The organism is Hymenobacter sp. BRD128, assembly GCF_013256625.1.
Taxonomy (GTDB): Bacteria; Bacteroidota; Bacteroidia; order Cytophagales; family Hymenobacteraceae; genus Hymenobacter.
The window spans coordinates 3,072,010-3,098,145 of sequence record NZ_CP053908.1; the positions used below are offsets into that span (position 1 = coordinate 3,072,010).

Genomic DNA, 26,136 nt, shown 5'->3' on the forward strand with positions numbered 1-26,136 from the left:
CTTGTACACCTAAGCCCGACTGCCCATGCTTTGCTCAAAAAAATGATACGCTACTGGCCAGGGCTTTAAAAGTATTTTCTTCTCTTATTTTATTTTCCTTTTCTCACATGGCAAACCCTTACAAGCGGGTAATTTCCTGGGGTAAACAACTGCGGCGCATTGGCTTGGCAACACTACTCGTGGGCGGAGCGTCAGCTGCGCAAGCCCAGACCCTGAACTACACCACTACTTCGGCCACCAATGTTGCGGGCACTTACACCGACCTGAGCACCTCGGGCACGGTCATCGCCACGGCCAATACGGATGATGCCAATTCGACGGCCCAGGATATTGGCTTCACCTTCTCTTTCAACGGCAGCAGCTTTACGCAGTTCGTACTAAACACCAACGGGTTTATCAAGCTGGGTAGCGCGGCGCCTTCAGCCGCCGCCATGTTTATTGATGAAACGGCCAACTCTACTATTGTTGACCCATTTGAGAGCGCTGGCGACCCCAATATTATCGCTCCGCTCAACGTCGACCTAACGGCCGGAGCTACGGGCGGCACCGAGTATCGGGTGGCTACTACCGGCGCCACTGGCAAGCGCGTATGCACTATTCAGTGGAAAAACGTGCAGGACAAAGCCAACGTCCGGCCAACGCAGTACACCAACATCAGCTTTCAGGTACGGCTATACGAAACCACCAACGTTATCGAACTGGTATACGGCACGGCCGTTGCCGGCACTACGAACTCCTACCGGTTTACGCAGGCCGGTCTTAAAGGCACTTCCTTTACCAGCGGCCAGCTGGTACAGGTAGTGAAGCAGCCTGCTACATCGTGGGCTGCTGCCACCTTCGCCGATTTTTCTGCCGTTGCGTCGTCCAACAACCTTAATACGTTCATTATTAGCCGGGCAGCGCTGCCCGATGCGGGGCGCACCTACCGCTTTGTACCAGCGCTCCCTACCGACGTAGCACTCCGCGCCATTTATACACTGGGCGAGATTGCAACCCCCACCGCCCTGCCCCACTCGGTGCAGGCGGTAGTGACAAATACTGGCTACCAGGCCCTCACCAACGTGGCCGTGGCCCTGCGCGTAACGGGTGCTAACACTTTCAGTGATAATCAGACCGTGGCGTCGCTGGCACCGGGGGCCTCAACCACCATAACGTTTGCCGCCTACCCCGCCACGCTAAACCTTGGCGCCAATACCGTTACGGCCACGGCCACCGTGGCGGGCGATGGCAACGCAGCCAATAATACCGCCTCCTACGGCCAGCAGGTAACGACCAATCAGCTATCGTACATTGACCCTACGAATAATCAGTTTTATTACTCGAATGTCGATAGCTCGGCGGCGGGCGGCGTGCAGGCCGTTAAATTCACGCTTCCCAAACCTACTACCCTTACCAACGCCGTGGTGCTGCTAGCTGGCCTAGCCAGCAACGTGACGCAACCCGTTACCTATAAAATACTTGTGTATGATGCCAGTGGCACGAACGGTGCGCCTGGCAACGTCCTCTATACCTCGCCCAACCAAACGCGGCCGGCTACGCAGGGCGCCGTTTCGGTGAGCCTGGGTGGCTTGCAGGTGCCCGCCGGCTCATTCTACATCGGCATGCAGGAAACCAGCACGGGGGGTGCGGGCCTGCTGCTGCAAAAGGAAGAGCCGCCGCGCACCGGCACCTACTATATTTCTTTTGCGGGCAGCGCCCCTGGTACGATTTAAGCAATTATGACCTGCCGTTTCGCTACGCCATCGAGGTGCAGCTAGGTGCAGCACCCGCCTGTGACCCGCCCACGGCCGTGACAGCCACCAGCACGGGCACAACTACGGCCACCGTCGGCTTTACGGCAGTGGCTGGCAATACTGGCTACCAAGTGGTGTATGGGCCGGCTGGCTTTAATCCTAGTTCGGGTGGCACTACCATCACCACTACTACCTCGCCCGTGATGCTGACCGGGCTCAGCCCGGCTACCACCTACAATGTATACGTGCGCAGCAACTGCACCAGCGGGGGCAACAGCTTATTTACGGCTGTGGCCACCTTCGTGACGAACTGCGATGCCACGGCACCCATCACGGCCTTCCCTTATAATCAGAACTTTGATACCATTTTGCCGGGCCAGGCCTTACCCTGCGGCATTACGGTACTCGATGCCAATAATGACGGCGTCACCTGGGCCATTACCAAGACTACCCCCAGCTCCAGCCCCAACGTACTGCGCTACACCAGTGCCATCAGGAATAGCGTAGCGGCCAATGACTGGTTTTTTAGCCCGGCCCTGACTACGGCGGCCAATACGCGCTACCAAGTGGCTTTTCGCTACCGCGGCGAGGGTATTACGGGCAGCCCCTCCAACTATACCGAGAAGCTTGAGGTAAAGGTGGGTGCCAGCGCTACCCCGGCCGGCCAAATCACCACGCTTTATACCAATACAGCCATCACCAACACCAGCTACGCGCTGGCCAATGCCACCTCTACACCGGCCGTAGCCGTGTTTACGCCCGGTGCGGGCACGCAGTACGTAGGGTTTCACGTGTTTAGCGATGCCAACCAGGGTAACCTCTACATCGACGACCTCAGCATCACGGCCAGCGTGGTAACGGCTACGTCTTCGGCGGCGCTGCTGCGCGCCGTCACGGTATTTCCGAATCCTTCGGCTACTGGCTTATTTGACCTCGAAATTCACGGCGCGCAGGCTAAAAGCAGCCTTGGCGTGCTGGTGACTAATACCCTTGGCCAGCAGGTGTACGTGGGCACCGCCCGCGACAACTACACCAACCGCCTCGACCTGAGCGGCCTGGCTCCCGGCCTCTACCACCTGCAGGTGCGCAACGGCGACGAAACCATGACTCGGCAGCTAGCCATCGTGAAGTAATACCGGCGCCCCCTGGCCAGGCAGGCCTGCTCCTGGCCCGGCCTCAAACCGGCTGCCCTCCCTGGGGCGGCCGGTTTTTTTTTGGCGCGGGTGCCACGCTTTGCGCCAGAAAATGCCTCCTGCTTTGTAGAAAGGTTTTTGCATGAGCCTTATCTTCAGGGCTTCGTATTAAAATCTCATTGCTTTTTCCTGTTTTTTGCATGATAAAAATATATTCTATAAATCTATTGGCACGCTATCCGTGTTTTTGCCTGCTAGCCACTTTGCTCGTGGGAATAACGACAACGGTTGATGCGCAGGCTATTAATTATTTTGCGGTAAACGCGCAAACTACCGCCGGCACTTACACCGACCTGGGCAGCGCAGGCACGGCCATTACCACCCCCGACTTCGACGATTCCAATTCGGACCCGCAGCCGCTGGGGTTTACTTTTTTATTTGGCGGGAGCAGCTTTACGCAGTTTGTACTTAATACCAATGGCTACCTCAAGCTGGGCAGCACGGCTCCGGTAGCGCCTTATTTCAGCAACGGCTCGCAGGACGTGGGCGGCGGGCCACTTAATTCGGCCGATACTAACCTGCTGCTGCCCTTTAACACGGACCTGGAGGCTGGCCTCGGCGGCACCGAGTACCGGGTGGCAACTACCGGCGCGGTGGGCAGCCGCATCGCTACCATTCAGTGGAAAAACGTGAGCGACAAGGCCCGGCTCGCTACGCCGGGCAGCGGGACTATGACGCCCAAGCAGTACGCCAGCTTAAACTTCCAGGTACGGCTCTACGAAGGCACCAATACCATTGAGTTTGTGTATGGTTCCGCCACGGCTTCGACTAGCATCTCGGCCCTCAACGCCATTAGCGTGGGGCTGAAAGGCAATGGGACGGCCAGCAACCAGCTCACGACCATCTATAAATACGTGGGCATGGCCTGGAATACGGCTGCTTTTCAAGATGGCAACTACTCCTCAAAAAACGACAGCGGCTATGGATTCGGGATTCGCAGCACAATACTGCCCGATGCCGGCCGCACCTATCACTTCAACGCCGCTATTGCCAATGACCTGACACTGGCGGCGCTCTACAATATCGAGCAGCTGCCAGCGGGCCAGGGATATAGCTACCGGTCGCTGGTCATCAACAAGGGCTCGACTACCGAAACTAATCTGGTGGCGACCCTGACTATCAGCGGGGCCAACTCGGCTACACTTACGCAGACCATTGCCAGCCTGGTGCCCAGCGCTACCAGCTTGCTGACGTGGCCCCTGCTGGCCCTGCCCAATGCGGGGATTAATACCATCGTCGCCACTATTCCGCCAGATGCCACGCCCACCGACAACAGCCAGACGGCGGCCACCCTCACTACCGTGGGCAGCGTAGCGGCGCCGGCCATCTTCTCGTACCTGAAGTCGGGCGCGGCTATCGACGGGTCCTATGGCTTCGGCACCAGCACGGCGGCATACGTTAGCGCTTGCTGCGCGGCCTATACCACGGCCAGCCCACTCACGTTCAGCGTAGTGCGGGCGCAGCTTGGCACCAATGCGGCCAACGTAGGCCAAAAGGTTTACGGCCTGCTGGCCGACCTGAATGGCAATGTGCTGGCCCAATCGGCCGAGTATACTATTCAGGCCAGCGACCTGGGCACGCTGCACACATTTGTGCTAACCACGCCCGTGCTGGTGCCGGCGGGCACGGTGCTGGCCGGCATGGCGCAGGAAGTAAATACGGTACTGTTTTTTGCCAATGCGCTCCAGACTGAAACGCCGGGCCGGCTCGGCACCTTCTACACCCTCAACTCTATTTCGGCGGCGGGCGTGGGCACCCTCCGTGATATTAATGCCGGCACTACCAATAGTATTCGCTTCCTGGTAGAAACCGGCAGCTACGACACTACCCTCGCAACGGCTTCTCCGCTGCTGGCGCAGGCGCTGGCAGTGTACCCCAACCCATCGGCTACGGGCCGCTTCAGCCTCGCCGTGCGCGGCGCCAATGCTCCGGCTGGCCTTGCCGTTTTGGTACTCAACCAGCTCGGGCAGGTAGTATATACCGGCACCGCCCGCGACAATGCCATTACTTCCCTCGACCTAGGCTACCTCCGCACCGGCCTCTACTACTTGCAGCTGCGCAATGGCGGCGCCTTTACGAGCCGGGCGCTCAGCATTGGCCACTAGTGCATAAGTGCTTGTATAAAGTAAAAAGGCTACCCTAGCGGGTAGCCTTTTTGGTGTCTGGCCTTTCCTGCTTGGCCGGGCACAGTTGGGTGGGCTATGCCACGGCCTGGGGGCGGGCGGCCCCGGCGCGGCCGATGGCCTCGGCGGGGCTAGCCACGGCGGCAGCCCGGCTAGCCTTGCGCTGGCGCATGCTCAGCACCAGGCCCAGGCCCATGAGCAGCGTGCCGCCCCAGAGCAGGTTGATGAACGGCTTTTCGGTGGCTTTCAGGATAATGTAGTCCTTGCCGGTGGTGGCGATGGCGAAGGTGAACTTGCCTTTTACCGGGTCAATCTGGTCGAGGCTGATTTTGAGGCCCAGGTCTTCGATGATTTCGGGCACGCGGCCCACCTGGCGGTCGCGCAGCAGAAATACGGGGTGGGCGTGGTACTGGCGTCCCTTCTCACCGGTAATAATCATGTCGGCCTGCAAGGCGATGTCGCCCTTTTCGAGCTTGATGCCCGGCACGTCGTGGGCCTGCTCGATGGCCCGGAACACGGCGAAGTAGTCGTTCAAAAACAGCGTATCGCCCACGCTCAACTCGTGCGGCACGGCGGCGCTCCACGGAATCTCCTTGCGCGGGTCGGGCACCGAGGAGATGTGCGAGTAGATGTCGTGGTCCCAGAAGCGCTGCAAGGCCGGCGAGGCGAGCAGGCCGCCCATCTCCTCGTTGACTTGGGCGCGGGGGAAGAGCGTGAATTTCTGCCCGGTCTTCTTGTCGTTGTACTCGACGCGGTAGTAGGTGTTTTCGGGGCGGATAGTGAGCGAGTCGCCGGTGTGGAAGTACGTCTTGTCGCCCTGCTTGATTTCCCCCCTAGCCACGGCTTTGTACTCGTCGTCGGTACGGTAGAGCAGCTGGGTATTCACGTAGTCGGGCAGGCCGGGCACGTCGAGGTACTGGCCGGTGTAGGTCACGTCGTAGCCGTTCATGGCGCCGGTTTCATTGCGCCACAGCAGCACGTTGTTCTCGTTGTCGGCGGCCGACATCTCGCGCGAAATCAGTTTGCCGCTGTTATTGCGCGAAATGGTGTTGGAGTAGCCTGCCGAGGCCAGAATGCCCAGCAGCATGAGCGCGATACCCAGGTGCGACACTGCCCCGCCCGAGAGCTGCACCCGGCGGCGCCACAGCCCGAAAATGGCGCTGGCATTGGTCATGATGCCAAACAAGCCGGCGAGCAGCAGCGTCACGTAGGGCGCCGACATGGTGTGCCCGAAGTAGCGCGTGAGCAGCACCACGAGCGCCGTGGTGAGCAAGGCCAGCATGGTCGGGGTGGCTAGCGAGTTGAGCACCGACTCCTTGGCCGGGCGCCACCACAGAATTTGGGCGATGCCCGAGCACAGCCCGATGAGCACGCCCGCCCACAGCTGAATGCGGGTGTAGTGCTGAATCTGGTCGGCCGGCAGGGCCAGGTTCGACTTGATGCCGATGAAGCCCAGGAAGGAATTATAGACCGGAATGCTGGTGGTGGCGACCACCTGGAAGGCGGCCAAGCACAGCACCGTGGCCCCCACGAATATCCACAGTTCGGGGCTGTAGGCCGTCAGCTCTTTCTCCGAAACCGGGATGCTTTTCCAGCGGCTAGCCAGCAGCGCGATGGCCCCGACGGTGAAGAACGCCAGGTAGATAATGAGCTGCCCCGACAAGCCCAGGTCGGTAAACGAGTGCACTGAGGCATTGCCCAGCACGCCGCTGCGCGTGAGGAACGTGGCGTAGAGAATGAGCACGAACGTGGCCACCACCAGCGCATAGGCGGTGCGCAGGCCGGTGCGGCGGCGCTGCCACAGCACCATGCCGTGCAGGGCCGCGATGAGCACCAGCCACGGAATGTACACGGCATTCTCGACGGGGTCCCAGTTCCAGAAGCCGCCGAAGTTCAGGGTTTCGTAAGCCCAGTAGGCGCCCATCATAATGCCGACCCCAAGCACGGCACCGCCGAGAGCGGTCCAGGGCAGGGCGGGCTTGACCCAGGTTGTGATTTCTTTTTTCCAGAGGCCGGCGATGGCGAAGGCAAACGGCACCAGCGTGAGCGCGAAGCCCAGAAACAGCGTGGGCGGGTGAATCACCATCCAATAGTTTTGGAGCAGGGCGTTGAGGCCCGAGCCATCTTTGGGCACGAAGTTGGGGTTGAGTTTCCACACCGGCAGGTCGACCATGAAGTCGCGCAGCAGGATAAACGGCGACGAGCCGATTTTGACACCGGCTACCACCACGCCCAGAATCATACTCACCAGGAACGCCTGCACCGTGGCAAACACGGCCAGCACCGGCGCTTCCCACTGCCGGTTAAATTTCATGATACCTAGCCCCAGCACCACGTGCCAGAATATCCAGAGCAGGAACGAGCCCTCCTGGCCTTCCCAGAAGCAGGAAATCATGTACTGCACCGGCAGGTGGTTTGAGGAGTGCGACCAGGCGTAGTAATACTCGTAGCGGTGCGCGTGAATAATGTTGAACAGGCAGCACACTACTGCCAGTACCGCCGCGCCGTGCACAAAGAAGGCGCCCCGCGCCAGCCGCAGCCAGCTCGCGTCGGCCTGGCCCAGCGCCCGGCCGCGCGCCGCCTGAAAGTAGCCGTAGGCGGCCACCGCCGCCGCCACGAAGGCCAGAATGACGCTGGCCTGACCGAGGTTTCCGATAAGTAAATTCACGAGCTAGCTAGTTTTTTGGCAAAGGTACCGCCTGGCGGGCGGGGGTGCACCGGACTGGGTAACCGTAACAGCCAAGCACCAGGCCGGTTTGTTGGCTACCTTGAGCGCTGGTTTAGTGCTACACCTTATGTCGGCTCCTGGTTCCTCTTCTACTGCTAGCCCCGTGGCGGCGGCCCCACCCAAACAAACCCTGGCGCAGGCCCGCGCCGAAGCGGCCAGGGCTAGCCAGCACCTGGCGGCCCTGGCCAGCGGGCTGCGCGAGGGCATTTTATTACTCGATGCCGACCAGCGGGTGCTGCTGGCCAACGAGCAGTTTTGCACTTTGCTAGGGCTGCCCATGCAGGCTAGCCAGTGCCTGGGGCTGCACACCAGCCAGCTCACGGCCATGCTGCAGCCTTACCTGGCCGACCCCGCTGCCTACGCCGCCGAGCTGGCCGGCCGACCCAACGACCACATTCCCAGCACGCTGCTAGCGCTGCGCGACGGCCGCACGCTGGAGCGCGATGCCCGGCCCGTGGCCCTGGGCGACACCATCGGCTGGCTGCTGAGCTACCGCGACGTGACGCAGCAGCACCAGGCCGATACGCAGCGCGATGCCCAGCGCAAGTTTTATGAAACCATCCTCGACGAGGTGCCCGTCGAGATTGCCGTGCTCGACGAGCAGCGCCGCTACGTGTACGTGAACCCCCAGGCCGTGCCCGACCCCGAGCACCGCGCCTGGCTGCCGGGCCGCACCCTGGCCGAGTACTGCGCCCGCTACGGCTTTCCGCTGGAGCTGGCCGACTACCGCGACCGCATGTTTGAGCTGGCCGAGGCCAGCGCCGAGCCCGTGAGCTGGGACGACCGCACCCCGGTGTCGGGCGGCGAGGTGCACCACCAGCGGCAGTTCAAGCTGCTGTCGGGCGCGGGCAAAGGCCTCCCCTACATGCTGGGCAGCGGCCTCGACGTGACGGCCCGCGTGCAAGCCGAGGAGCGCAGCCAGCGCAGCGAGCTGGAGCGCCGCGAGCAGCAGGAATTTATGCAGCAGGTGCTCGACACTATTCCGAGCCCGGTGTACGTGCGCGACGTGGCCGGCGAAGTGGTGTTTGGCAACCGAGCATTGTTCAAACTTGATGAGCAGGCGGCGCTTTTCGCCCCCACCGAGCAGGTGCTACGGGCCAAGGAGCGCGAAGCTGCCGAGTACGCCGCCATCGACGCCCAGGTGCTGGCTACCGGCCGCGAGGTAGTAGCCGAGGAGCGCTCGACCTCGCCCACCGGGGAGGAGCGCTGGTTTTATAGCATTAAGCGGCCCCTGGTGCGGCCCGATGGCGCGGTGCAGGTGCTGGGGGTGAGCACCGACATTACGGCCCTGAAAGCGGCCCAGCTCGCGGCCGAAGACGCCGCCAAGGCCCGCGAAAACTTCCTGGCCAATATGAGCCACGAAATCCGGACGCCCATGAACGGCGTGCTGGGCATGGCCGCCCTGCTGGCCAAAACCCGCCTCAGCCCGCAGCAGCAGGAGTTTGTGCGCACTATCCGCAGCTCGGGCACGCACCTGCTAGGGGTGCTGAACGACGTGCTCGACGTGTCGAAAATCCACTCGGGCAAGCTGGAGATGGAGGCCGTGGCTTTTCACCTGCACGACTCGATGCAGCAGGCCGTGGCCACGCTCACACTGCAGGCCCAGGAAAAGGGACTGGTGTTCGGCTTCAAGCCTTTTGCCACTGATGAGGCGCCCTGGGTGCGCAGCGACCCGTTTCGGCTCAACCAGATTCTACTCAATCTGCTTTCCAACGCCATCAAGTTCACCACCAACGGCAGCGTGTGGCTGCGCAGCTTTCTGGTTGATGAAACCGACGAGGAGCTGCTCGTGCGCTTCACGGTGCAGGATACCGGCATCGGCATTGGCGACGAAGCGCTGGAGCGCATTTTCGAGAGTTTCACCCAGGCCTACGCCGATACCACGCGGCGCTATGGTGGCACCGGGCTAGGCCTCACCATCAGCCGGGCGCTGGTAACGCAGCTGGGCGGCGAGCTCAGTGTGGCTAGCAAGCTAGGCCAGGGCAGCACGTTTTCGTTCACCATTCCGCTGCGCAAAACCGAGCAGCCCACGCCGACCGTGGTCGATGCTTTCGACACCGGGCAGCTGCGCGGCATTCGGGTGCTGCTGGCCGAAGACAACCCCATCAACCGCACCGTGGCGCGCCTGCACCTGCTGCAATGGGGCGTGGAGGTCGATGAGGCCGAGGACGGCCGCGTGGCGCTGCAAAAGCTGCTCGACAACGTCTACGATGTGGTGCTAATGGACATTCAGATGCCGCACCTGAGCGGCATCGAGGTGACGCAGCAGCTGCGCCAGCTACCCGATGCCGCCCGGGCCGCCGTGCCGGTGCTGGCGCTCACGGCCAACGTTTTCAGGAGCGATAACGAGAAGTACCTGGCCGCCGGCATGGACGACTACCTCGCCAAGCCTTTTGCCGAGGAGCACCTGTACGCCAAGCTCCTGAATCTGCTGCGCCCGCCCGCCGGCACCACCGCTAGCCTGGCTCCGGCGCCCGCCTACGACCTAACCCGCCTGCACCACGAGGCGCGCGGCAATCCCGCCTTCGTGGCGGGCATGGTCAACTCGTTTTTGACGCATATGCCCCCTAGCCTGCAAAAAATTCGGGCCGCCGCCGAGGCCCGCGACTGGCTGCTGGTGGCCGAGCTGGTGCATCACATCAAGCCTAATCTACTCACCCTCAGTATTGAGGGCGCCATTGCGGCCATGCACATCCTGGAGCCACCGCCTACCTTACTGCCCACACCTGACGAGCCGGCCCGCCTGCTAGCTACCTCGCAGCTACTGGCTGCCGTCGAGGCCGTATTGCTGGAGCTGCCCGGTGAGTTGACTTGAGAACGGGGGACTGAGAAGTACCTACTTCTCAGTCCCCCGTTCTCAAGTCAACCTAAATGCCTCGCAGGCGCTTAAAAAAGCCATCCTGGTAGGCTTTGGCTACGGGCACTTCGTGGCCGCCAGGTAGTTGCAGCTGGTTGTCTTCGACAGCCTCGATGAGCTGGGTATTTACCATGTAGGAGCGGTGCACGCGCACGAAGTGCGCGAAAGGCAGCCGCTCTTCGAAGGTTTTGAGCGTGGCGTACACAATGTGCTTGTGCTTGAGCGTGACGAGCACCGAGTACATCGACATGGCTTCGATGTAGAGCACCTCGTCGAAGTTGACGCGCATCAGGCGGTTGTTGATTTTCAAGAACAACGAGTTGCCATCGGCTCCAAACATGGCTTCGGCGGCCTCATCGGGGCTAGCGGGCGGGGCCAGGGACGCCCGCTGGCTCCGAATGCGGTCGACGGTGCGGCTGAAGCGGGCGTAGTCGAGGGGCTTCACCAGGTAGTCGGTCACGCGCAACTCGAAGGCATCGACGGCGTAGTCGCGGTGCGAGGTCACGAGCACCACGTCGGGCAACGGCTCGGGCAGGATGCGCACCAGGTCGAGGCCCGTGAGCTCGGGCATGTTAATGTCGAGCAGCAGAATATCGGCCCGGCCGCCCTTGCGGAAATAATTCAGGCAGGCCACGCCGTCGGCAAACGTGCCCGCCAGAGCAAGCCCTTCCGTAATGCTCACGTAGTGTTCCAGCGTGAGTCGGTTCATCTCATTGTCATCTACCACCACGCAGGCCAGCTGAGACAGAGGCACTACGGTATTAGCGGAAGAGCTCATAATAGAGGAAGGCATAACAGAAACAGGCTGAAAGATAGGGCTAAAAGCGCTACTACCAAGCTTACTATCCTTTGGCAGCTTCACGGGTTGCCGGGTTGGCTCAGCAAGCCAACTTCCTACTAACTCCAGCCCCGCAAGCTACTTAGGCACTAGTCAAGCAGGCTTAACTGGCTTACTAACGAGACCATTGGCGCTACCACCAACAGCCTTAAATCAGAGGCTAGGGCTCGGCGGCGAGCGGCAGTAGCAATTGCTCGGTATAAGCTGGCTTGCCGGGCGGGTAGCACGTAACATCCACGGTTACCCGCCGGATGCCGGCATCGAACCAGGACTGCGCATAAATGCGCCCCTGGCCCGGCCCGGCTGCCTGCGGGGCTAGCGGCAGGCGGCGCAGCACGTGGCCGTTTTCGGGGTTGCTGACAATAATCGCCAGCTGGGCGCCCCGCGGGTAGCGGGCCAGCGGCAGCGTCAGAAAAACAACCCCAGACGCTACCGCACCCGGCATAATGGGGCGCAGCTGGCTATAGGCGGCCCAGCGCAGCAGCAGCAGCGTGGGCGGGCCGTCGGCGGGCTCACCCTCAGCCACCACCTGGTAGAGGTATTGCCCCGGCGCGGCCAGGGTATCCGTAAGGGTATAGACTAGCTGACGCTGCCCATAGGTGTTGATTGCCAGGGGCTGACGCCAGATTTCGCGGGCTCGAAACTCGTGCAGCTCGCGGCGCAGCACCCGGCAGTAACGGGCAGTAGTGAGCGAGTCGGGCACTTGCCAGGCTAGAGTCACCACGCGACTCATGGCGGGCGGGCCCTGGGGCACGGCGGGGGCAGGCACCACCGGCAGGCCCCGCGCCCGCCCGCTCACCTGCAGCGTAAAGCTGCAATAATCTTTCAGATAGCCATCGATATCGAGCAAGTAGGGCTGGCCGGCTTGCAGATTGGGTAGCGGCACAAACAGGTCGTCCTGGGTGCCTAGCGAGGTACACGACAGGATGCGATACGTAGCCAGCTGGCAGGGCGTGCCCGTGAGCACCACCAGCTGCACGCCGCGCACGTCGCGGCAGCGCTGCCCGCCAATATTGACGTAGTACGTGCCCGTGGCCGGCGGCCGAAACTCAAACCACTGGTCGTTGTGGTACTCGATGCACTTGCCGGTCAGGCGCTCATCGACGCAGGCGCGCTGCACCGTGCAGCCCACGGTGCTGGAAGTAACGGTTTCTTCAGCGCGCAGCTGGCGGCGATTTTCAATGTCGTCGTTGGGCACTTGGGCATGAGCTGCTGCGAAAGCCAGTACCAAACAGAGCGTCATGCCGAGCTTGCCGAAGCATTTCGCTCGCCTCGGCAGGATTAGTACCCTAGCGGCGCGAGCGAGATGCTTCGGCAAGCTCAGCATGACGTTCTGTTTATTTTTTATAAGGCAGTAGCCTATCGGGTAGTAGTCATGGCCGTGGCGGGCGGGCCAGTTTTGCCCAGGTCTTTCTCCACGTACTTGCTGGGGCACTTGGTCAGAATCTGGTCGGCTTCGAATACGCCGTCTTTCATGGCGCCCACGATGACCACCTGCTCCGATTTGTCGAGGTCCTGGGGCTTGGGGTTGCGGTACACCACGCGCTGGGCCACGTGCAGAGTATCGACCATCGTGAACGCGAAGTAGTTGGGGTTCACCATTGGGTCATACTCCAGGCCCACGGGGCGCTTGTCGGCATCGCGGGGCAGAGTACCTACCACGTGCACCTTGGCCAGGTTGCCGGCCGCGGCCTGCTGGCGGGCAATGGTGAAGGTCGAATACGTGCTGGCATCCGACATGGTGCTGATAATGATGCCTACCGCCGCGGCGATGACCACCAAAACGAAAATGTGCGACTTCTTCATAGGAAAATAGCTAACAAAACTGCCCGAAAAGACGTGCCGACTTAGCGGCCTTCTATCTCGCGCTCGAGGCGGCTCACCTTGCGGTCGAGGCGCACCAAATATAACAGCAAGCCACTGAGGATGATAACGATAACGAGCACCACCACGTAGATTTTGCCGCTGGCCCGCAGGGCGTCGGCCATTTCGGGCTGGTCGGTGGCTACGGCCGGAGCCTGGGCCAGAACCGCGCCGGCTAGCAGCAGCAGCGGCAAAAGCAGGGCGAAGGCGCGACTAAGCAAGTTGTTTGTCTTGTTTTTCATATACTTTCTCTTGAACAAAAGCAAAGCGGCAGGCCACTTCCGTAATCCAGACGCCGAGCAGCGTCCAGCCAATTACGGCCGGGTAAAACACCATCCGCATGGCGCTGTCGAGGTCATATTTCGAGAAGCCCGGGTTGCCGCCCATGCCGGGGTGCAGCGAGGCCGAGGCTAGCCGGGGCATAATGAACAACAGCGGAATGGCCGCCGCAAACGCAAAAATATTGTAGATGGCCGAGAGGCGCGCGCGCTGCTGCTCATCTTGCACGGCGCCGCGCAGCACCAGGTAGGCCAGGTAGATGAGCATGGTTACGGCCGCGCCGTTGAGCTTCACGTCGGTCGTCCACCAGGTGCCCCAGGTATAGCGCGCCCACAAGCTGCCGGTCATTAACCCCAAGACCCCGAGCAAGATGCCCGTTTTGGCCGACTCGTGGGCCAGGATGTCGAGGCGGGGGCTAGGGGTACGCAGGTAGCGAATGGAGTTGACTACCGAGGCTAGCAGGATGATGGTCATCCCGAACCACATGGGCACGTGGAAGTAGAGGTTGCGCTCCGTTTCGTTGAGAATGGCCAGGCGCGGCACGTGGCCCAGCAGGCCCATCACGGCGGTGTAGAGCAGCAGCCCGATGGTCAGGTATTTCCACCACTTCATAGTTAAATTATGAATTAGGAGTTAGAAATTGGCAGGCGCGCGCGCCACTACGCCGTAGAGCGGGTCGCCGTACTTGGGGCGGTGGGCGTACACTTCGGCGGGGCCGAAGCCGGCGGCGGCAAAATAATGCTTGACCAGGCCGGCGTGGCCGGCGTCGTCGAGGGCCTGCCAGGCATACACGGCTTTGTCGGGAAAGCAGCGGTTGGAGAACGTGACCACCAGCGGCGCGCCCGGCCGCAGCACCCTAGCCAGCTCCTTAAAAACCTCCACCGGCTGCGTGAGGTACTGCACCGACACGCAGATGGCGGCGCCATCAAACTCCGCATCGTGGTAGGGCAGGCGCGGGTTCTCGTTGAGATTCTGCACGGTGCCCGGCTCGGTGAGGCGGGGGTTGTGGGCCAGCTCGCGGGCATTCATGCCGAGCGCGGCCACGCGGCTATACTGCACCTCGGCGGGCAGGTGGCTGACCCAGCTGCTCATCAAATCGAGGATGACACCACCGGCCGGAAAATACTGCCGGTAGAGCTGCGTAACGGCCGCCACCGCCGCCGGGTCGATATGCGTCACGAGGCGCTCGACGCGGTAAAACTCCCCGTCGGGCGCTTCGTCGCGGCGGGCGAACGCCTGCGGCGGCAACTGCAACGGGCTAGCGGAATCGAGCATAGTGTATCGGTAAAAACGGGCAGGCCTTAGCTGCGCCACAGAAATGGAAACAACAGATAAGACACCGCGCCCACGATAAAGTTCAGGGCCACCAGGGTAATAATGGAGCTTTGGCTAGCCTCCCAGGGCAGGCCGTCGAGGGCGTTTTTGCTTACCTTCACCAGCAGCAGCAGCACGGGCACCAACACCGGCAAACCCAGCACCGCCAGCAGCGTGCCACCCCCACCCTGCCCGGCCCGCGCCGCAATGCCCGCCACCAGCGTCAGCGACGAGGCCAGACTGACCGCCCCCAGCCCGATGCTAAGCGCGTAGGTGGGCCAGTCCTGCACCGGGTTGCCGAGCAGCAGCGTGTAGAGCAGCAGCCCCGGCGCGGCTAATGCCAACAGCAACAATGCATTATAGATAATCTTGGCTAGCACCACGGCCTCAGGCCGCGCCACGGTGTAGTAGTACAGCCGCAGGCCGGCCGACTCCTGGGCCAGCCCGCGCCCGGCCGCGCCCAGCGCCGCAAAGAGCAGAATAACCCAGAACAGCGCGTTCCAGGCCGGGGCCGGCGGCGCGCCCCCGCGAAAGCTGAAGCTGAGGTAGCTCACGTACACCGTGCCACCCACGTAAAGCAGCAAGCCCCCTAGCGCGCTGCGCTGCCGCCACTCCAGGCGCAGGTCTTTCAGCAGCAACAACCAAATTTCAGCGGGCAGCGACACGGGCGCAAAGGTAGGTAGGAGTTAAAAGTTATGCGTGATGAGTTGGTGATTCTTGACCGCTAGCTCATCACGCATAACTTTTAACTCCTCCCTTTTTCTAAAAATCGTGGCCGAGCGTGAAGTAAGGTTTAGGCTTGGTAGTCACGTAGTTTTCGCGGGCCCAGGCCAGGTCAAACTTGGTGTAAAAGCCCAGCACCGTGGAGCGGATGCCCACGCCGTAGCCCATCAGCAGGGGGCTGGTGTAGCTGGTAACAGTGCCCGAGAAGGGATTGCCGTTGCCGCCAAATTTCACCGTGGAGTTGGAGTTGTCTTCGCCAAACGGGTTGGTGCCCCGGTAGGCCGTACCGGCATCGAAAAAGCCCGCGAGCTGCAAGTTGCGAAAGAAGCCCGAATAGATGGGCTTATTCGAGAAATACTGCACAATCGGGAATCGCAACTCACTATTCAGCAGCACGTAGCGCGTACCCGTTTGCCGGCTCAAGTCGTAGCCGCGCAGGTTGGTCACGAATTGCTGATAAAAGATGCTGGTGGGGTCGGGCACAGTCTGGCCAGCTGGTGTGAGCAGGCGCTGGTCGTAGTACTGCTGGTTGGCCCAGTTGTCCATACCGCCCAGGCGGAACACCTGCTGCGGGCTGTCGCCAGCCTCGGCGGCCCCGAAAAACTGTCCGTAGCTGACGCGGTTGGCCCAGACCAGCGAGCGGTGAATTTTCTGGTAGTGGCGCAGGTCGATGTAAAACTTCCCGAAGTTGTTGCCCTTGGTAGCTACGTCGTTCATTTGCAGCACACCGGCTTTCAGGCGCGTGCCCAGCAGCATGTTGACGCCGGTAGCCCGCGAGTTGTCAAACACCAGCTCAGCATTGAAGCCCACGTAGTTGCGGGTTAGGTCGTAGTCGGTCGAGGCCACGCCCGTGAGTGAGCGGGCAATGTTGTCGTAGCGCGGGCCACCGCGCAAGCTCAGGCTGTGGGTGAGCGGGTAGGCGATGGTGGGCGCCAGCGAGTGGCGGCCGTAGCGAAACTGCTGGCCCAGCCCACCGGCATCGAAGAAGTAGGCCTGCTTCTGATACGCCACCGACCAGTCGAAGCGCCGCGTCACGTTGGTATATGACACGTTGATATTGCTCGTGCGCAGGTCGAGCTGGGCAAATACGCTAGCCTGAAATCGCTGATTCTCAAATGCATCCGACAAATTGGCCTGGAGCGAGAAGCCGAAGCCCAGCAGCGGGTCGATGGCCACGCCCGTCACCAGGTTGTCGGCCATGAAGCGCGTGTCGTAGCGGTAGGGGCCGGCCACGGTGGGCGTTACGGCGCGCGTGGCCGCCGAGGTGGCCGGCGTGGCGCGGGCGCTGCGGCGGGGTCGCACCGGCGTCACATCCTCATCTTCCTCAAACTGATAGTTGTTCGGGTTAAGCGGGGCCGTGCTGCTGCGGCGCGGGCCGTGGGGCTAGCCGGCGTAGGAACGGCCGGCGTGGCTGCTGCGGGCGAAGCACCTGCGGCGGCCGGCGCACCCTCGGCAGCCGAAGTAGTGGCGGTGGCCGTAGCCGGCGCGGCAGGAGCCGTGGCAGCGGGCCGCACCGGGGTAGGCGCGGGCTGCGAGCGGTTTTCCAGGATGCGCTGGCGCGAGGTTTTGCCCACGGTCAGGTCGGTCGGCAGCGGGAACTGCGGGTACAGGTACAGCAGGTCGCGGGCCTGCACCTGCGGAATGAAGGCCAGCGCGCCCGAAGGCTGGCTCAGGTCAAAATCCTGAATATTGTTGGCGAAGTTGCTCACCGGCTGGTGCTGGCCGGTTTTGCGCGAGTAGCGGAACAGGCCCCGTATACCATTTTCCTCGCCCAGGTACACCAGCTCGTCGTCGGAAAGCGGCCGGGGCCGGGTTTCGTTCGAGATGGTACTTACAAGCGACTCGATGGGAATGGGCCGCCCGTCGAGGTGGCAGAGGAAGATGTCGTAATTATTCACCACGTTGGGGAACGTGGCGGGCCGGGCGCGGCCCGTCGAGTCGAGGTAGCGGTTCGAGCTGAAGGCGATTTCCTGGCCGTTGGGCAAAAACACCGCCTGCTGGTCGTCGAACAGGTCGTTGGTGAGGCGCTCGGGCTGGCGGCTGCCGGCCCGCAGCAGGTAAATATCGTTCTGCCCCTTCTGCACCGCCGTGAATACTAAGGCCTTGCCATCGGCCGAGTAGTTCATATCCAGCACCTGGTCGTAGGGCGCGAAAATGGTGGTAGGCGGGTGCAGGCGCAACGTGCGGCTGAGGCGGCCGGCCAGGTCGAGGCTCAGGGCCTCGTGCAGGCGCAGCACCATGCGGCCGTGCAGCATTTCGGCCACGGCGAGCTGCGAGCTGCCGCGCCAGGCCAGCACCGGCAGGCGGTTTTCGATTTGCTGGTCGGGGGTGCGGTAGCCGCCGTGCAGAATGGTACGGCGGTGCGAGCCGTCGCGATTGGCCACCACCACGCGGTAGCGGCCCTGGTCGTTCACGGCGTAGGCCAGGTGCTGGCCGTCGGGGCTGAACACAGGCTGCGAAAACACGTCGAGGCCGCGCTTATTGCGGGTGCTGATGCGGTTGGCCTCGGTGGGTACCACCAGGCTAGCCAGCGAGCCGCCGGTATTGATGTCGCGGTAGTAGCTTACCCAATTGCGCAAAAAGACCTTGAACGGCACATTCAGCGACGACGAGATGCCCACCTCCACATCGCGGGTAATACGCGTGAGATTCAGCACGTTCTGCACCGTACCGTAGCCGTAGCGCTCGGCAATGTAGTTCCAGATGCTGTGGCCGGCCAGGCGCGGGTTGCGCAGGAAGAACGGCGCCGTGCGGTTGCCGGTGGGGTACTCGCGCACCATGTCGCGCATATAGGCGTCCATGTCTACGCTCCAGCCCTCAGCGGCGTAGGCCGAGGCGCCGTCCACAAACCAGCTGGGCAGCTGCAGCAAGTAGTTGCTTTGCAGCACTTCGCGCAGCGAGCCGCCGTACATCATGTCATTGAGCAGCACCTGGGTTATCTGGTAGCTCAGGTCGCGCTTAAAGTCGGTTTGGCGGCCGGTGAAGGCTACTTCGACCTTGGTTTGGCGGGCTAGCTGGGCCTCGCCGCCGCTCACGGCATTGGCCACGGGCAAGTTGATGTTGCTCTGCCGCAGGTCGCCCACCGAGTTGTAGAGCATGAGCGTGGTCTTGCTGTAGGGGAAGTATCCCACCAGCGCCGTAATGCGCTGCAATTCCTGCTCGGCGTACTGGGCCGTGCGGCGCGCGCTGGCCTCACCCCCGGCGTAGAAGTAGACGTTGAAATTCTGGGTTGAAAACTGCTCCCACTGGAATTTTTTGTACTGAATGCGCACCCGGCCAAACGGCTCCTGCGCGGTTTGGGCGCGGGCCGGCGCGGCCGCCAACACCCCGAGTAGCCCCACTGCCAGCGCTAAATTTTTATCCCGAAGAGAGCCAGCCGGTCGCCGGCCAAAGAGTTGGAAGAAATTCACAGCAAATAGCGTCAGATTATGGCAGAAAGGGCGGGAGCAAAACCGAGTAAACCCCGCAAAAAGGGTTATTCGGCGGGTTTCTATTCTTAACGCAGCCAGGGGCCGGTCTGGTGTCCGGGCTGGCCTAGCGCGCCGCAAAAAGCGGGTAGTAGCGGGCTAAGGTAACATCGGGCCACAGCTCGCCGCTACCGTCCAGGTAGTCGGCCAGCAGGCTAGCCAGGCGCGGGGCCAGGCTCACGCCCTTCGAGCCAAAGCCCCCGAAGAGGCTGAGCCAGGGCAGCGCCGGGTGGCGGCCCAGCAGCGGGCGGCGGTCGCGCACGGCGGGCCGCACACCGCGCCGCTCGCCCAGCACCTCGAAAGGCAAAGGCGTAAGGCTAGCCAGCCGCCCGGCCAGCTCGCGCCGGTCGTCGTCGGTAGGCGCTTCGGCAAAGGGCGGCCAGCGGTAGGTGGCGCCTACCCTGAATTGCCCTTCGGCCACGGCCGGCACCACGTAGGCTCCCCGATTGAGAACCTGCGCCGCGCTGAGGCCGGGCACCGCTACGTCGAGCACCGCGCCCTGGTTGGGGGTGAGCGGCAACCAGCCGAAGTACGGGCTAGCCAGCGCCGCCGCGCCCGCGCAGCACACCACCTGGCGCGCTCGCAACCGGCCCGGCGCGTAGGTGGCGCCCGTGCCGTCGGCAACGAGCAGCTGCCAGTTAAAAGTTTCTTCGCGCAGCCAGCCTTCGGCGCGGGCGCGGCTAGCCAGGGCCGCCAGCAGCGCTTCTACCCGCAGGTGGCCGCCGCCGCGCAGCCACGCGCCGCCGTGCGGGGCCAGCAGGCCGGGCCGCGCGATGGGCGCGGTTTCAATTTTCTCTACGAAGCCCTGCCAGGGGTCGCCCTCGGCGGCGCGGGCTAGCAGCTGGGCCTGCTCCTGCGCCGAGCCGAAGACCTTGAGAATGGGGCTAGCCAGAAAAAATTCTTCGCCCAATTCTTCGTTAAGCTGTTGGTAATAAGCCACGGCCGTGGGCAGGGTTTCGTGGGCGCGCCAGGTGAGGGCAAAGCGTTTGCCGGCCACGGGGTTCATCAGGCCAGCGGCCACGCGCGAGGCTGCGTCGGGCCGCGGCTCGTCGTAGACGAGCACGCGCTGGCCCCGGCCGCGCAGCTCGCGGGCCAGCACCGCCCCGGCAATGCCGTGGCCAATGAGCAGGTAATCGTAGTCGGTAAAATCAGTCATTCGCAGCAGCAAAGTACGCCGCTAGCCCTGGCCGGCGGGTGAGGCCCGGCCCCGATGGGCCGGGGCTAATACCTTTGCCGCCATGCTCCGGATTGTTCCTTTTACTTTCAACGCGTTCAGCGAAAACACCTATCTGCTCATTGACGAGGCTACCCGCGCCACGGCCATCGTGGACCCGGGCGCCTACTCGCCGGCCGAGCAGCACACGCTGCGCGCCTACATCGAGCAGGAAAAGCTGGACGTGCAGTTTTTGCTCAACACCCACGCCCACATCGACCACGTGCTCGGCAATGCCTTCGTGCTGAAGCAGTACCCCGGCATTCCCTTTTTGCTGCACACCGCCGACCTGCCCACGCTGCGCGCCGTGGCTACCTATGCCGGACCCTACGGCTTTTCGGCCTACGAGCCGGCCGAGCCCACCGGCGAGCTGGCCGCCGGCCAGGTAGTCGAGCTGGGCGAGAGCGAGTTGCAGGTGCGCTTCGCGCCCGGCCACGCGCCGGGCCACGTGGTGCTCTACGATGCGGCGGGCGGCCAGCTAGTGGGCGGCGATGTGCTCTTCAAAGGCAGCATCGGCCGCACTGACCTGCCGGGGGGCGACTACAACACGCTCATTCAAAGCATTACCAGCGAGCTGCTAACCTTGCCCGATGAAACGGTGGTGTACCCCGGCCACGGCCCGAGCACGACTATTGGGGCCGAGCGGCGCGGCAACCCGTTTTTGACATAAGCTCCAGCTCTACCTCCGGTCATGCTGACGAAGGAAGCATCTTATCACGGCTTCGCTCGTCGGCAATCAGTAATCCTAGTCTTGCGAATGTGATAAGATGCTTCGCAAGCTCATCTTGACATGACTCGCTCTTGAAAAGACATATCCCCAACGCCGTTACCTGCCTCAACCTGCTGTGCGGGTGCCTTGCGCTCACGTTCATCTTCCGGGGCGAGCTGGTGATGGGCGCCTACCTGGTGGGCGTGGCCGCCGTGGCCGACTTTTTCGACGGGCTGCTGGCGCGGGCGTTGCGCGTGTCTTCACCCATCGGCAAAGACCTTGACTCGCTGGCTGATATGGTGTCGTTTGGGGTGGTGCCAGGAGCGATAATGTTTAAATTACTTAGCCAAGCCGTCGCACCTAGGCCTGAAGAATCGGATTTTGTACTGCCTAGCCTGTGGGTTCTCGCGCCTTGTTTGGGCTTCATCATCACTATCTTCTCCGCACTACGCTTAGCCAAGTTTAATAACGATACCCGGCAGACTACTTCCTTTATTGGCCTGCCTACACCGGCCTGCACGCTGGTCGTAGCATCATTGCCGCTTATTTTGGCTAACGACCAATTTGGATTAGAAAATATAATGCTGAGGCCCTGGTTATTGCTAGGTCTCACAATCCTTCTTTCCAGCTTATTAGTGGCCGAATTGCCCCTTTTCGCCCTCAAATTCAAGAACCTGAAGTGGCTAGGCAACCGGCGGCGGTTCATTTTTGTGGCCCTAGCGCTGGTGCTGGTACTCACGCTGCGGGCGGCGGGAATTCCGCTGGCGGTGCTGCTGTATGTGCTGCTGTCGGTGCCGGGCCGGGTGCGCAGCCGTGAGGGCCTGGAGCCCAGCCCCCCGGCGCCGCAATAAGCGGGGCCGCCGCGCACGCTACCGGTGCAATAATGCGCGGGCGGCAGCGTATTTTTGAGTAGTGCCCACGGGCCTAAGCTGGTTGTATTTATGCGAAACCTTTTCTCGATGCTGCTGCTGGGGGTGCTGGCTAGCTTCGTGCTGCCCGCCCGCGCCCAGGGCAGCAGCGCGCAAACGGTGCCCGTAACCCTCAGTTGGACTACCTACGCCAGCCTGCGCAACCCCGCCGCCGACCCCGATGCGGAGCCGCGCCGGGTGCCCAGCTTCCAAGGCGCCTACCACGGCCCCAACCAGGTAATCGGCACCTACACCCTGCGCCTGCCCGGCACCGTAGCCAGCGGCGAGCTGCGCGATGCCGTGTACGAAGCCTTCCCGGCGGCCGACGTTAAGCTTCTGGGGAATATTGTCTTGCCGGCCGCGCCGGCCGTGCAGGTGCGCACCGGCCTCGAAGCGCGGCGGCCCTATTCCTACGTACTCGTGCAGCCGGTGCGCCGCAACCCGCAGACCGGCCAGGCCGAGCGCCTGCTATCGTTCACCTACGCCTACCAAACGGCGGCCAGTCCGGCCGCCACCGCCCGCACCGCCGCCCGCGGCCACCTCGATACGTCGGTGCTGAGCAGCGGCGACTGGTATAAAATCGGCGTGCCGCGCAGCGGCGTGTATAAGCTCGACCAGACGGCCCTCAAAAATCTAGGCTTACCGGTGGCTAGCCTCGACCCACGCCGCATTCAGCTCTACGGCAACGCGATGGGGCTGCTGCCCCAGGCCAACTCGGCCCCGCGCCCCGACGACCTGGCGGAGAATACTATCCTTTTCGTGGGCAATAACGACGGAGTTTTCGACGCCAACGAGTACTTCTTGTTTTATGCCAAAGGGCCGCACACCTGGCGGGCCAGCCAGCCGGCGCGGGCGGCGGCCCTGGCGCAGCCGGGCCTGTATGGGCTGCTGGGCGAAGGCGGGCGCTTTAAGCACCTCAACAATTTTTTTTCTGATACAGCCTATTATTTCGTGCGGGTAGGCCCTGCCAACGGGCGGCGCATTGCCACGGCGGCGGCCCCTAGCCGGGCGGCCACGGGCGCGGCCATTACCACGTTTCTGGACCGTCGCTTCTACGAGCACGACCTCGTGAACGTGCTGCGCTCGGGCCGGCGCTGGCTGGGCGAGTCGTTTACAAACAGTACTAACCCCTCGCGCGACTTCACTTTCAGTGCCGATGGCTACCCGGCGCTAACCGACCTGGTAGCCGGCGACACCCTGCGCCTGACCGTGGCCGTGGCCAGCACGGCCCTGCAAAACAGTACTTTTACGGCATCGCTGAGCGGCGTGCAGCTGGGTACGCAGTCGCTGCCAGGCCTGCCCACGGGCTCGTTTAATTCGGTGGCGGTCAATGATTTTCGCACTTTTACTACCCTTACCCCGACTGGCCTCACCGACCCGAAGGTGACGCTAGCCTTCTCTTCTTTCGACCCCACCGGCACTGGCTATCTCGACTACCTGGAGCTGGTGGTGAAGCGCCAGCTGCGACTCAGCGGCTCGTACCTCGAATTTAATTCTCTAAACTACCAGCGCGGGGCGGGCACGGTGGGCACCTTCACCCTAGCCAACGCCAGTGGCGCGCAAGTATGGGACGTGACTAACCCACGCCGCCCGCTAGGCCAAGCCCTCGATGCCAGCGGCAACTTCTTGGCTTACACCGACTCGCTACGCGAGTTTGTGGCCGTGCAGCCTACCGGCACCTTCGACGCACCCCGGCTTTTTGGCAAAATCGCCAACCAGAACCTGCACGCTTTTAACAAAGACGGCAAGCTCGATTTGGTGATTGTGACCTACCCGCCCTTCCGGGCCCAGGCCGAGCGGCTGGCCCAGCACCGCCGCGACTACAACGGCCTGCAAGTGGCCGTGGCCACGACCCAGGAGGTGTACAACGAATTCAGCTCGGGCGGGCAGGATGGCACGGCCATCCGCGACCTGATGAAGCAGGTGTACGACCGCAACCCCGACCCCACCAGCCGCCGCAACTACCTGCTGCTCTTCGGCGATGCCTCGTATGACTACAAGGCGTCGCCCTACAACGATGCCGCCCAGGAACCCGCGTGGTGGGCTAGCCGCCGACCCTTCACGACCAGCAACAATCCCGACGCGGCCAACCAGAACTTCGTGCCTACTTACGAGTCGCGCGAGTCGTTTTTGCCGGTGCAGCAGTATACCGGGCGCAACAATATCGAAGGCGAAAGCAGCTATTCCTCAGAGGATTACTATGGCCTGCTCGACGACAGCGAGGGCGAATGGCTCGAAACTTACAACGCCACGTTTGAGGCTACCGACATCGGCATTGGGCGCCTGCCGGTGCGCACCATCGTGGGGCAGCGCACCGACGACAGCCAGGCCCGGCAGGTGGTTGATAAACTGATTGCCTACGACGCGCCGGCTAGCTTCGGCAAGTGGCGCAACTACGTCACGCTCACCGCCGACGACACCGACGTGGAGAAAACCAACGAGTTTGCCGTAGAATCGGAAACGATTTTCGCCCCCACTATCAAGCAGGCCGAGCCGGCCTACAACCTGCGTAAAGACTACCTCGACTTGTTTCCGCAGGTGAGCCTGGCGGCCGGGCAGCGCTCGCCGGCCGCCACGGCTGCCATCGACGAGTCCATCGAGCAGGGCTCGCTCATGGTGGGCTACACCGGCCACGGCAGTCCAAATTATCTGGCTGATGAGCAGCTTATTACCCGGGCCTCGCTGCTGGCGCTCCACAACCAGAACCGGCTCACATTCTTCGTGACCGGCACCTGCGACCTGAGCACGTATGATAACCCCGACCTAACCTCGGCCGGCGAGCTGGTGCTGACCGACAATGCCACTGGTGGCGCGGTGGGCCTGTTTACGACCACGCGCGTAGTGTACTCTACCTTCAACACTCAGGTAGTAAACAACTTCTACACCCAAGTGCTGGCCCGCAACGCGGCCGGCGCGCTGCCCTACCTAGGCTTTGCGGCCAGCACCGCCAAGAACCAATCGCCGGGCGGCGACATCAATAACCGCAACTATACTCTGCTGGCCGACCCTACCACGCGGCTCGCCTACCCTAGCCAGCGCGTGGTGCTCGACTCTATTAACGGCCGCCGGGTGCAGGCGGGCGTGGCCAGCACCGATACCTTGCAGGCGCTCCAGGCGCTGGGCCAGGTGCGGCTGAGCGGCCACATCGAAAACGCTGGCGTGCTGAATACCACCTTCGGCGGCACGGCCGACATCACGATTTTCGACAAGCCCGTGACCGTAACGACCCTCGGCGACATGGGCTCGGCGAGAGTGCCGGTCCAGACGCAGGAAAACGTTATTTACGGCGGGCAGGCTACGGTGCGCGCGGGTCGCTTCTCGGTCAAGTTTGTGGTGCCCAAGGACATTGCCTATAATGTGGGGGCGGGCAAAATCAGCCTCTACGCCCAGGATATGGTCAACAAGGTCGATGCCCAGGGCTACCAGCCGGCCCTGGTGGGCGGGGCCTCGCGCCGGGCCCCTAGCGACACTACCCCGCCGGTGGTGCAGCTCTTTATGACCGACGAAACGTTCGTGTCGGGCGGCATCACGGGGCTGAGCCCGCTGCTCATTGCCCACCTCACCGACAAGTCGGGCATTAATACGTCGAGCGCCGGCATCGGGCACGACATCACGGCCACGCTCGACAACGACCCGACCAAGGTCGTAACCGTAAATGAATCATACACGGCTGACGTTGACAATTTTATGTCGGGCCGCGTGCGCTACCTCTACAAAGACCTGGCGCCCGGCCCGCACACAATTCGCTTAAAAGCGTGGGACACCTACAATAATTCGGCGGAAGGAACGATTGACTTTATTGCGGAGCAATCGGCTCAGCTAGCCCTCGACCACGTACTGAACTATCCTAATCCGTTCAGTAACATCACCACGTTTCATTTTGACCAGTCGCGGCCGGGCGTGGAGCTCGACGTGCAGGTGCAGATTTTTACGGTGGCGGGCCGCCTAGTAAAAACGTTGCGCGCCACAATCCCGGTGAGCACCAGCCACGTACCTAGCACGCTGCAAGACCCTTCGCTGACCTGGAATGGCCGCGACGACTACAACGACCAGCTGGCGCGGGGCGTGTACGTGTACCGCGTGAGTGTGCGCACTCCCGACGGCCAGGCCGCCACCAAGTTTGAGAAGCTAGTTTTGTTGAATTAAGCGGCAAGCGGCCGTTCTCTTATTCGCTTTGTTTTGATGCCC

The 26,136-nt window shown here is 62.4% G+C and carries 18 protein-coding genes; 7 read left to right on the forward strand and 11 right to left on the reverse strand.

Features of this window, described 5'->3' with window-relative positions; genetic code table 11:
• Positions 1–107: 107 nt before the first annotated feature.
• From GKZ68_RS13605 to GKZ68_RS13615, 3 genes are all read left to right on the forward strand, one after another.
• Positions 108–1,712: a CARDB domain-containing protein gene (locus GKZ68_RS13605; protein ID WP_173115689.1), complete on the forward strand. Its 1,605-nt coding sequence runs from the start codon at positions 108–110 to the stop codon at positions 1,710–1,712.
• A 35-nt stretch (positions 1,713–1,747) separates the two neighbouring features.
• A complete protein-coding gene (locus tag GKZ68_RS13610) occupies positions 1,748–2,866 on the forward strand; it encodes a T9SS type A sorting domain-containing protein (protein ID WP_173115691.1) in 1,119 nt (372 codons plus the stop codon).
• Positions 2,867–3,135: 269 nt separating this feature from the next.
• Complete coding sequence (locus GKZ68_RS13615; RefSeq protein ID WP_173115693.1) at positions 3,136–5,031, forward strand: T9SS type A sorting domain-containing protein; 1,896 nt, start codon at positions 3,136–3,138, stop codon at positions 5,029–5,031.
• A gap of 94 nt (positions 5,032–5,125) precedes the next feature.
• Here GKZ68_RS13615 and ccsA (GKZ68_RS13620) read toward each other — a convergent pair whose 3' ends face one another.
• A complete protein-coding gene (gene ccsA, locus GKZ68_RS13620; RefSeq protein WP_173115695.1) occupies positions 5,126–7,717 on the reverse strand; it encodes a cytochrome c biogenesis protein CcsA in 2,592 nt (863 codons plus the stop codon).
• 127 nt (positions 7,718–7,844) lie between these two features.
• Between ccsA (GKZ68_RS13620) and GKZ68_RS13625 the strand changes: the two genes are divergently transcribed.
• On the forward strand, positions 7,845–10,592 hold the full coding sequence (locus GKZ68_RS13625; protein ID WP_173115697.1) for an ATP-binding protein: 2,748 nt from the start codon (positions 7,845–7,847) through the stop codon (positions 10,590–10,592).
• A 52-nt stretch (positions 10,593–10,644) separates the two neighbouring features.
• On the opposite strand, the gene GKZ68_RS13630 is transcribed toward GKZ68_RS13625, so the two are convergent.
• The 10 genes from GKZ68_RS13630 to GKZ68_RS13675 form a co-directional block, all read right to left on the reverse strand.
• Positions 10,645–11,412: a LytTR family DNA-binding domain-containing protein gene (locus GKZ68_RS13630; RefSeq protein WP_173115699.1), complete on the reverse strand. Its 768-nt coding sequence runs from the start codon at positions 11,410–11,412 to the stop codon at positions 10,645–10,647.
• 220 nt (positions 11,413–11,632) lie between these two features.
• Positions 11,633–12,715, reverse strand: coding sequence for a hypothetical protein (locus GKZ68_RS13635; protein ID WP_173115700.1), 1,083 nt, complete (start codon positions 12,713–12,715; stop codon positions 11,633–11,635).
• 116 nt (positions 12,716–12,831) lie between these two features.
• Positions 12,832–13,278: a cytochrome c maturation protein CcmE gene (locus GKZ68_RS13640; RefSeq protein WP_173115702.1), complete on the reverse strand. Its 447-nt coding sequence runs from the start codon at positions 13,276–13,278 to the stop codon at positions 12,832–12,834.
• Between the two features lie 41 nt (positions 13,279–13,319).
• Complete coding sequence (locus GKZ68_RS13645; RefSeq protein ID WP_173115704.1) at positions 13,320–13,577, reverse strand: CcmD family protein; 258 nt, start codon at positions 13,575–13,577, stop codon at positions 13,320–13,322.
• Positions 13,549–14,226, reverse strand: a complete 678-nt coding sequence (ccsA, locus tag GKZ68_RS13650) for a cytochrome c biogenesis protein CcsA (protein ID WP_173115706.1) — start codon at positions 14,224–14,226, stop codon at positions 13,549–13,551. The genes GKZ68_RS13645 and ccsA (GKZ68_RS13650) overlap by 29 nt, the downstream gene beginning before the upstream one ends.
• 21 nt (positions 14,227–14,247) lie before the next feature.
• The gene (locus GKZ68_RS13655; protein ID WP_173115708.1) at positions 14,248–14,889 is read right to left on the reverse strand and encodes a methyltransferase domain-containing protein; all 642 of its coding nucleotides are present in this window, start codon (positions 14,887–14,889) and stop codon (positions 14,248–14,250) included.
• Positions 14,890–14,915: 26 nt separating this feature from the next.
• Positions 14,916–15,593 carry a heme exporter protein CcmB gene (locus GKZ68_RS13660; protein ID WP_367949163.1) on the reverse strand — a complete coding sequence of 226 codons (678 nt, stop codon included), beginning with the start codon at positions 15,591–15,593 and terminating at the stop codon, positions 14,916–14,918.
• A 97-nt stretch (positions 15,594–15,690) separates the two neighbouring features.
• Positions 15,691–16,953, reverse strand: a complete 1,263-nt coding sequence (locus tag GKZ68_RS13665) for a hypothetical protein (protein WP_173115710.1) — start codon at positions 16,951–16,953, stop codon at positions 15,691–15,693.
• Positions 16,954–16,958: 5 nt separating this feature from the next.
• Positions 16,959–18,992 (reverse strand): PD40 domain-containing protein, encoded by a 2,034-nt coding sequence (locus GKZ68_RS13670; RefSeq protein ID WP_173115712.1) that lies wholly within the window; start codon positions 18,990–18,992, stop codon positions 16,959–16,961.
• Positions 18,993–19,185: 193 nt separating this feature from the next.
• On the reverse strand, positions 19,186–20,274 hold the full coding sequence (locus tag GKZ68_RS13675; protein ID WP_173115714.1) for an FAD-binding oxidoreductase: 1,089 nt from the start codon (positions 20,272–20,274) through the stop codon (positions 19,186–19,188).
• A gap of 82 nt (positions 20,275–20,356) precedes the next feature.
• Between GKZ68_RS13675 and GKZ68_RS13680 the strand changes: the two genes are divergently transcribed.
• The 3 genes from GKZ68_RS13680 to porU all read left to right on the forward strand — a co-directional run bounded on the left by GKZ68_RS13680 (position 20,357) and on the right by porU (position 26,094).
• On the forward strand, positions 20,357–21,001 hold the full coding sequence (locus GKZ68_RS13680; protein ID WP_173115716.1) for an MBL fold metallo-hydrolase: 645 nt from the start codon (positions 20,357–20,359) through the stop codon (positions 20,999–21,001).
• Positions 21,002–21,132: 131 nt separating this feature from the next.
• Positions 21,133–21,891, forward strand: a complete 759-nt coding sequence (locus tag GKZ68_RS13685; RefSeq protein WP_173115718.1) for a phosphatidylcholine/phosphatidylserine synthase — start codon at positions 21,133–21,135, stop codon at positions 21,889–21,891.
• Between the two features lie 90 nt (positions 21,892–21,981).
• Entirely contained in the window at positions 21,982–26,094 is a 4,113-nt protein-coding gene (gene porU / locus GKZ68_RS13690) for a type IX secretion system sortase PorU (RefSeq protein WP_173115720.1), read from the forward strand.
• The last annotated feature ends 42 nt before the right edge of the window (positions 26,095–26,136 follow it).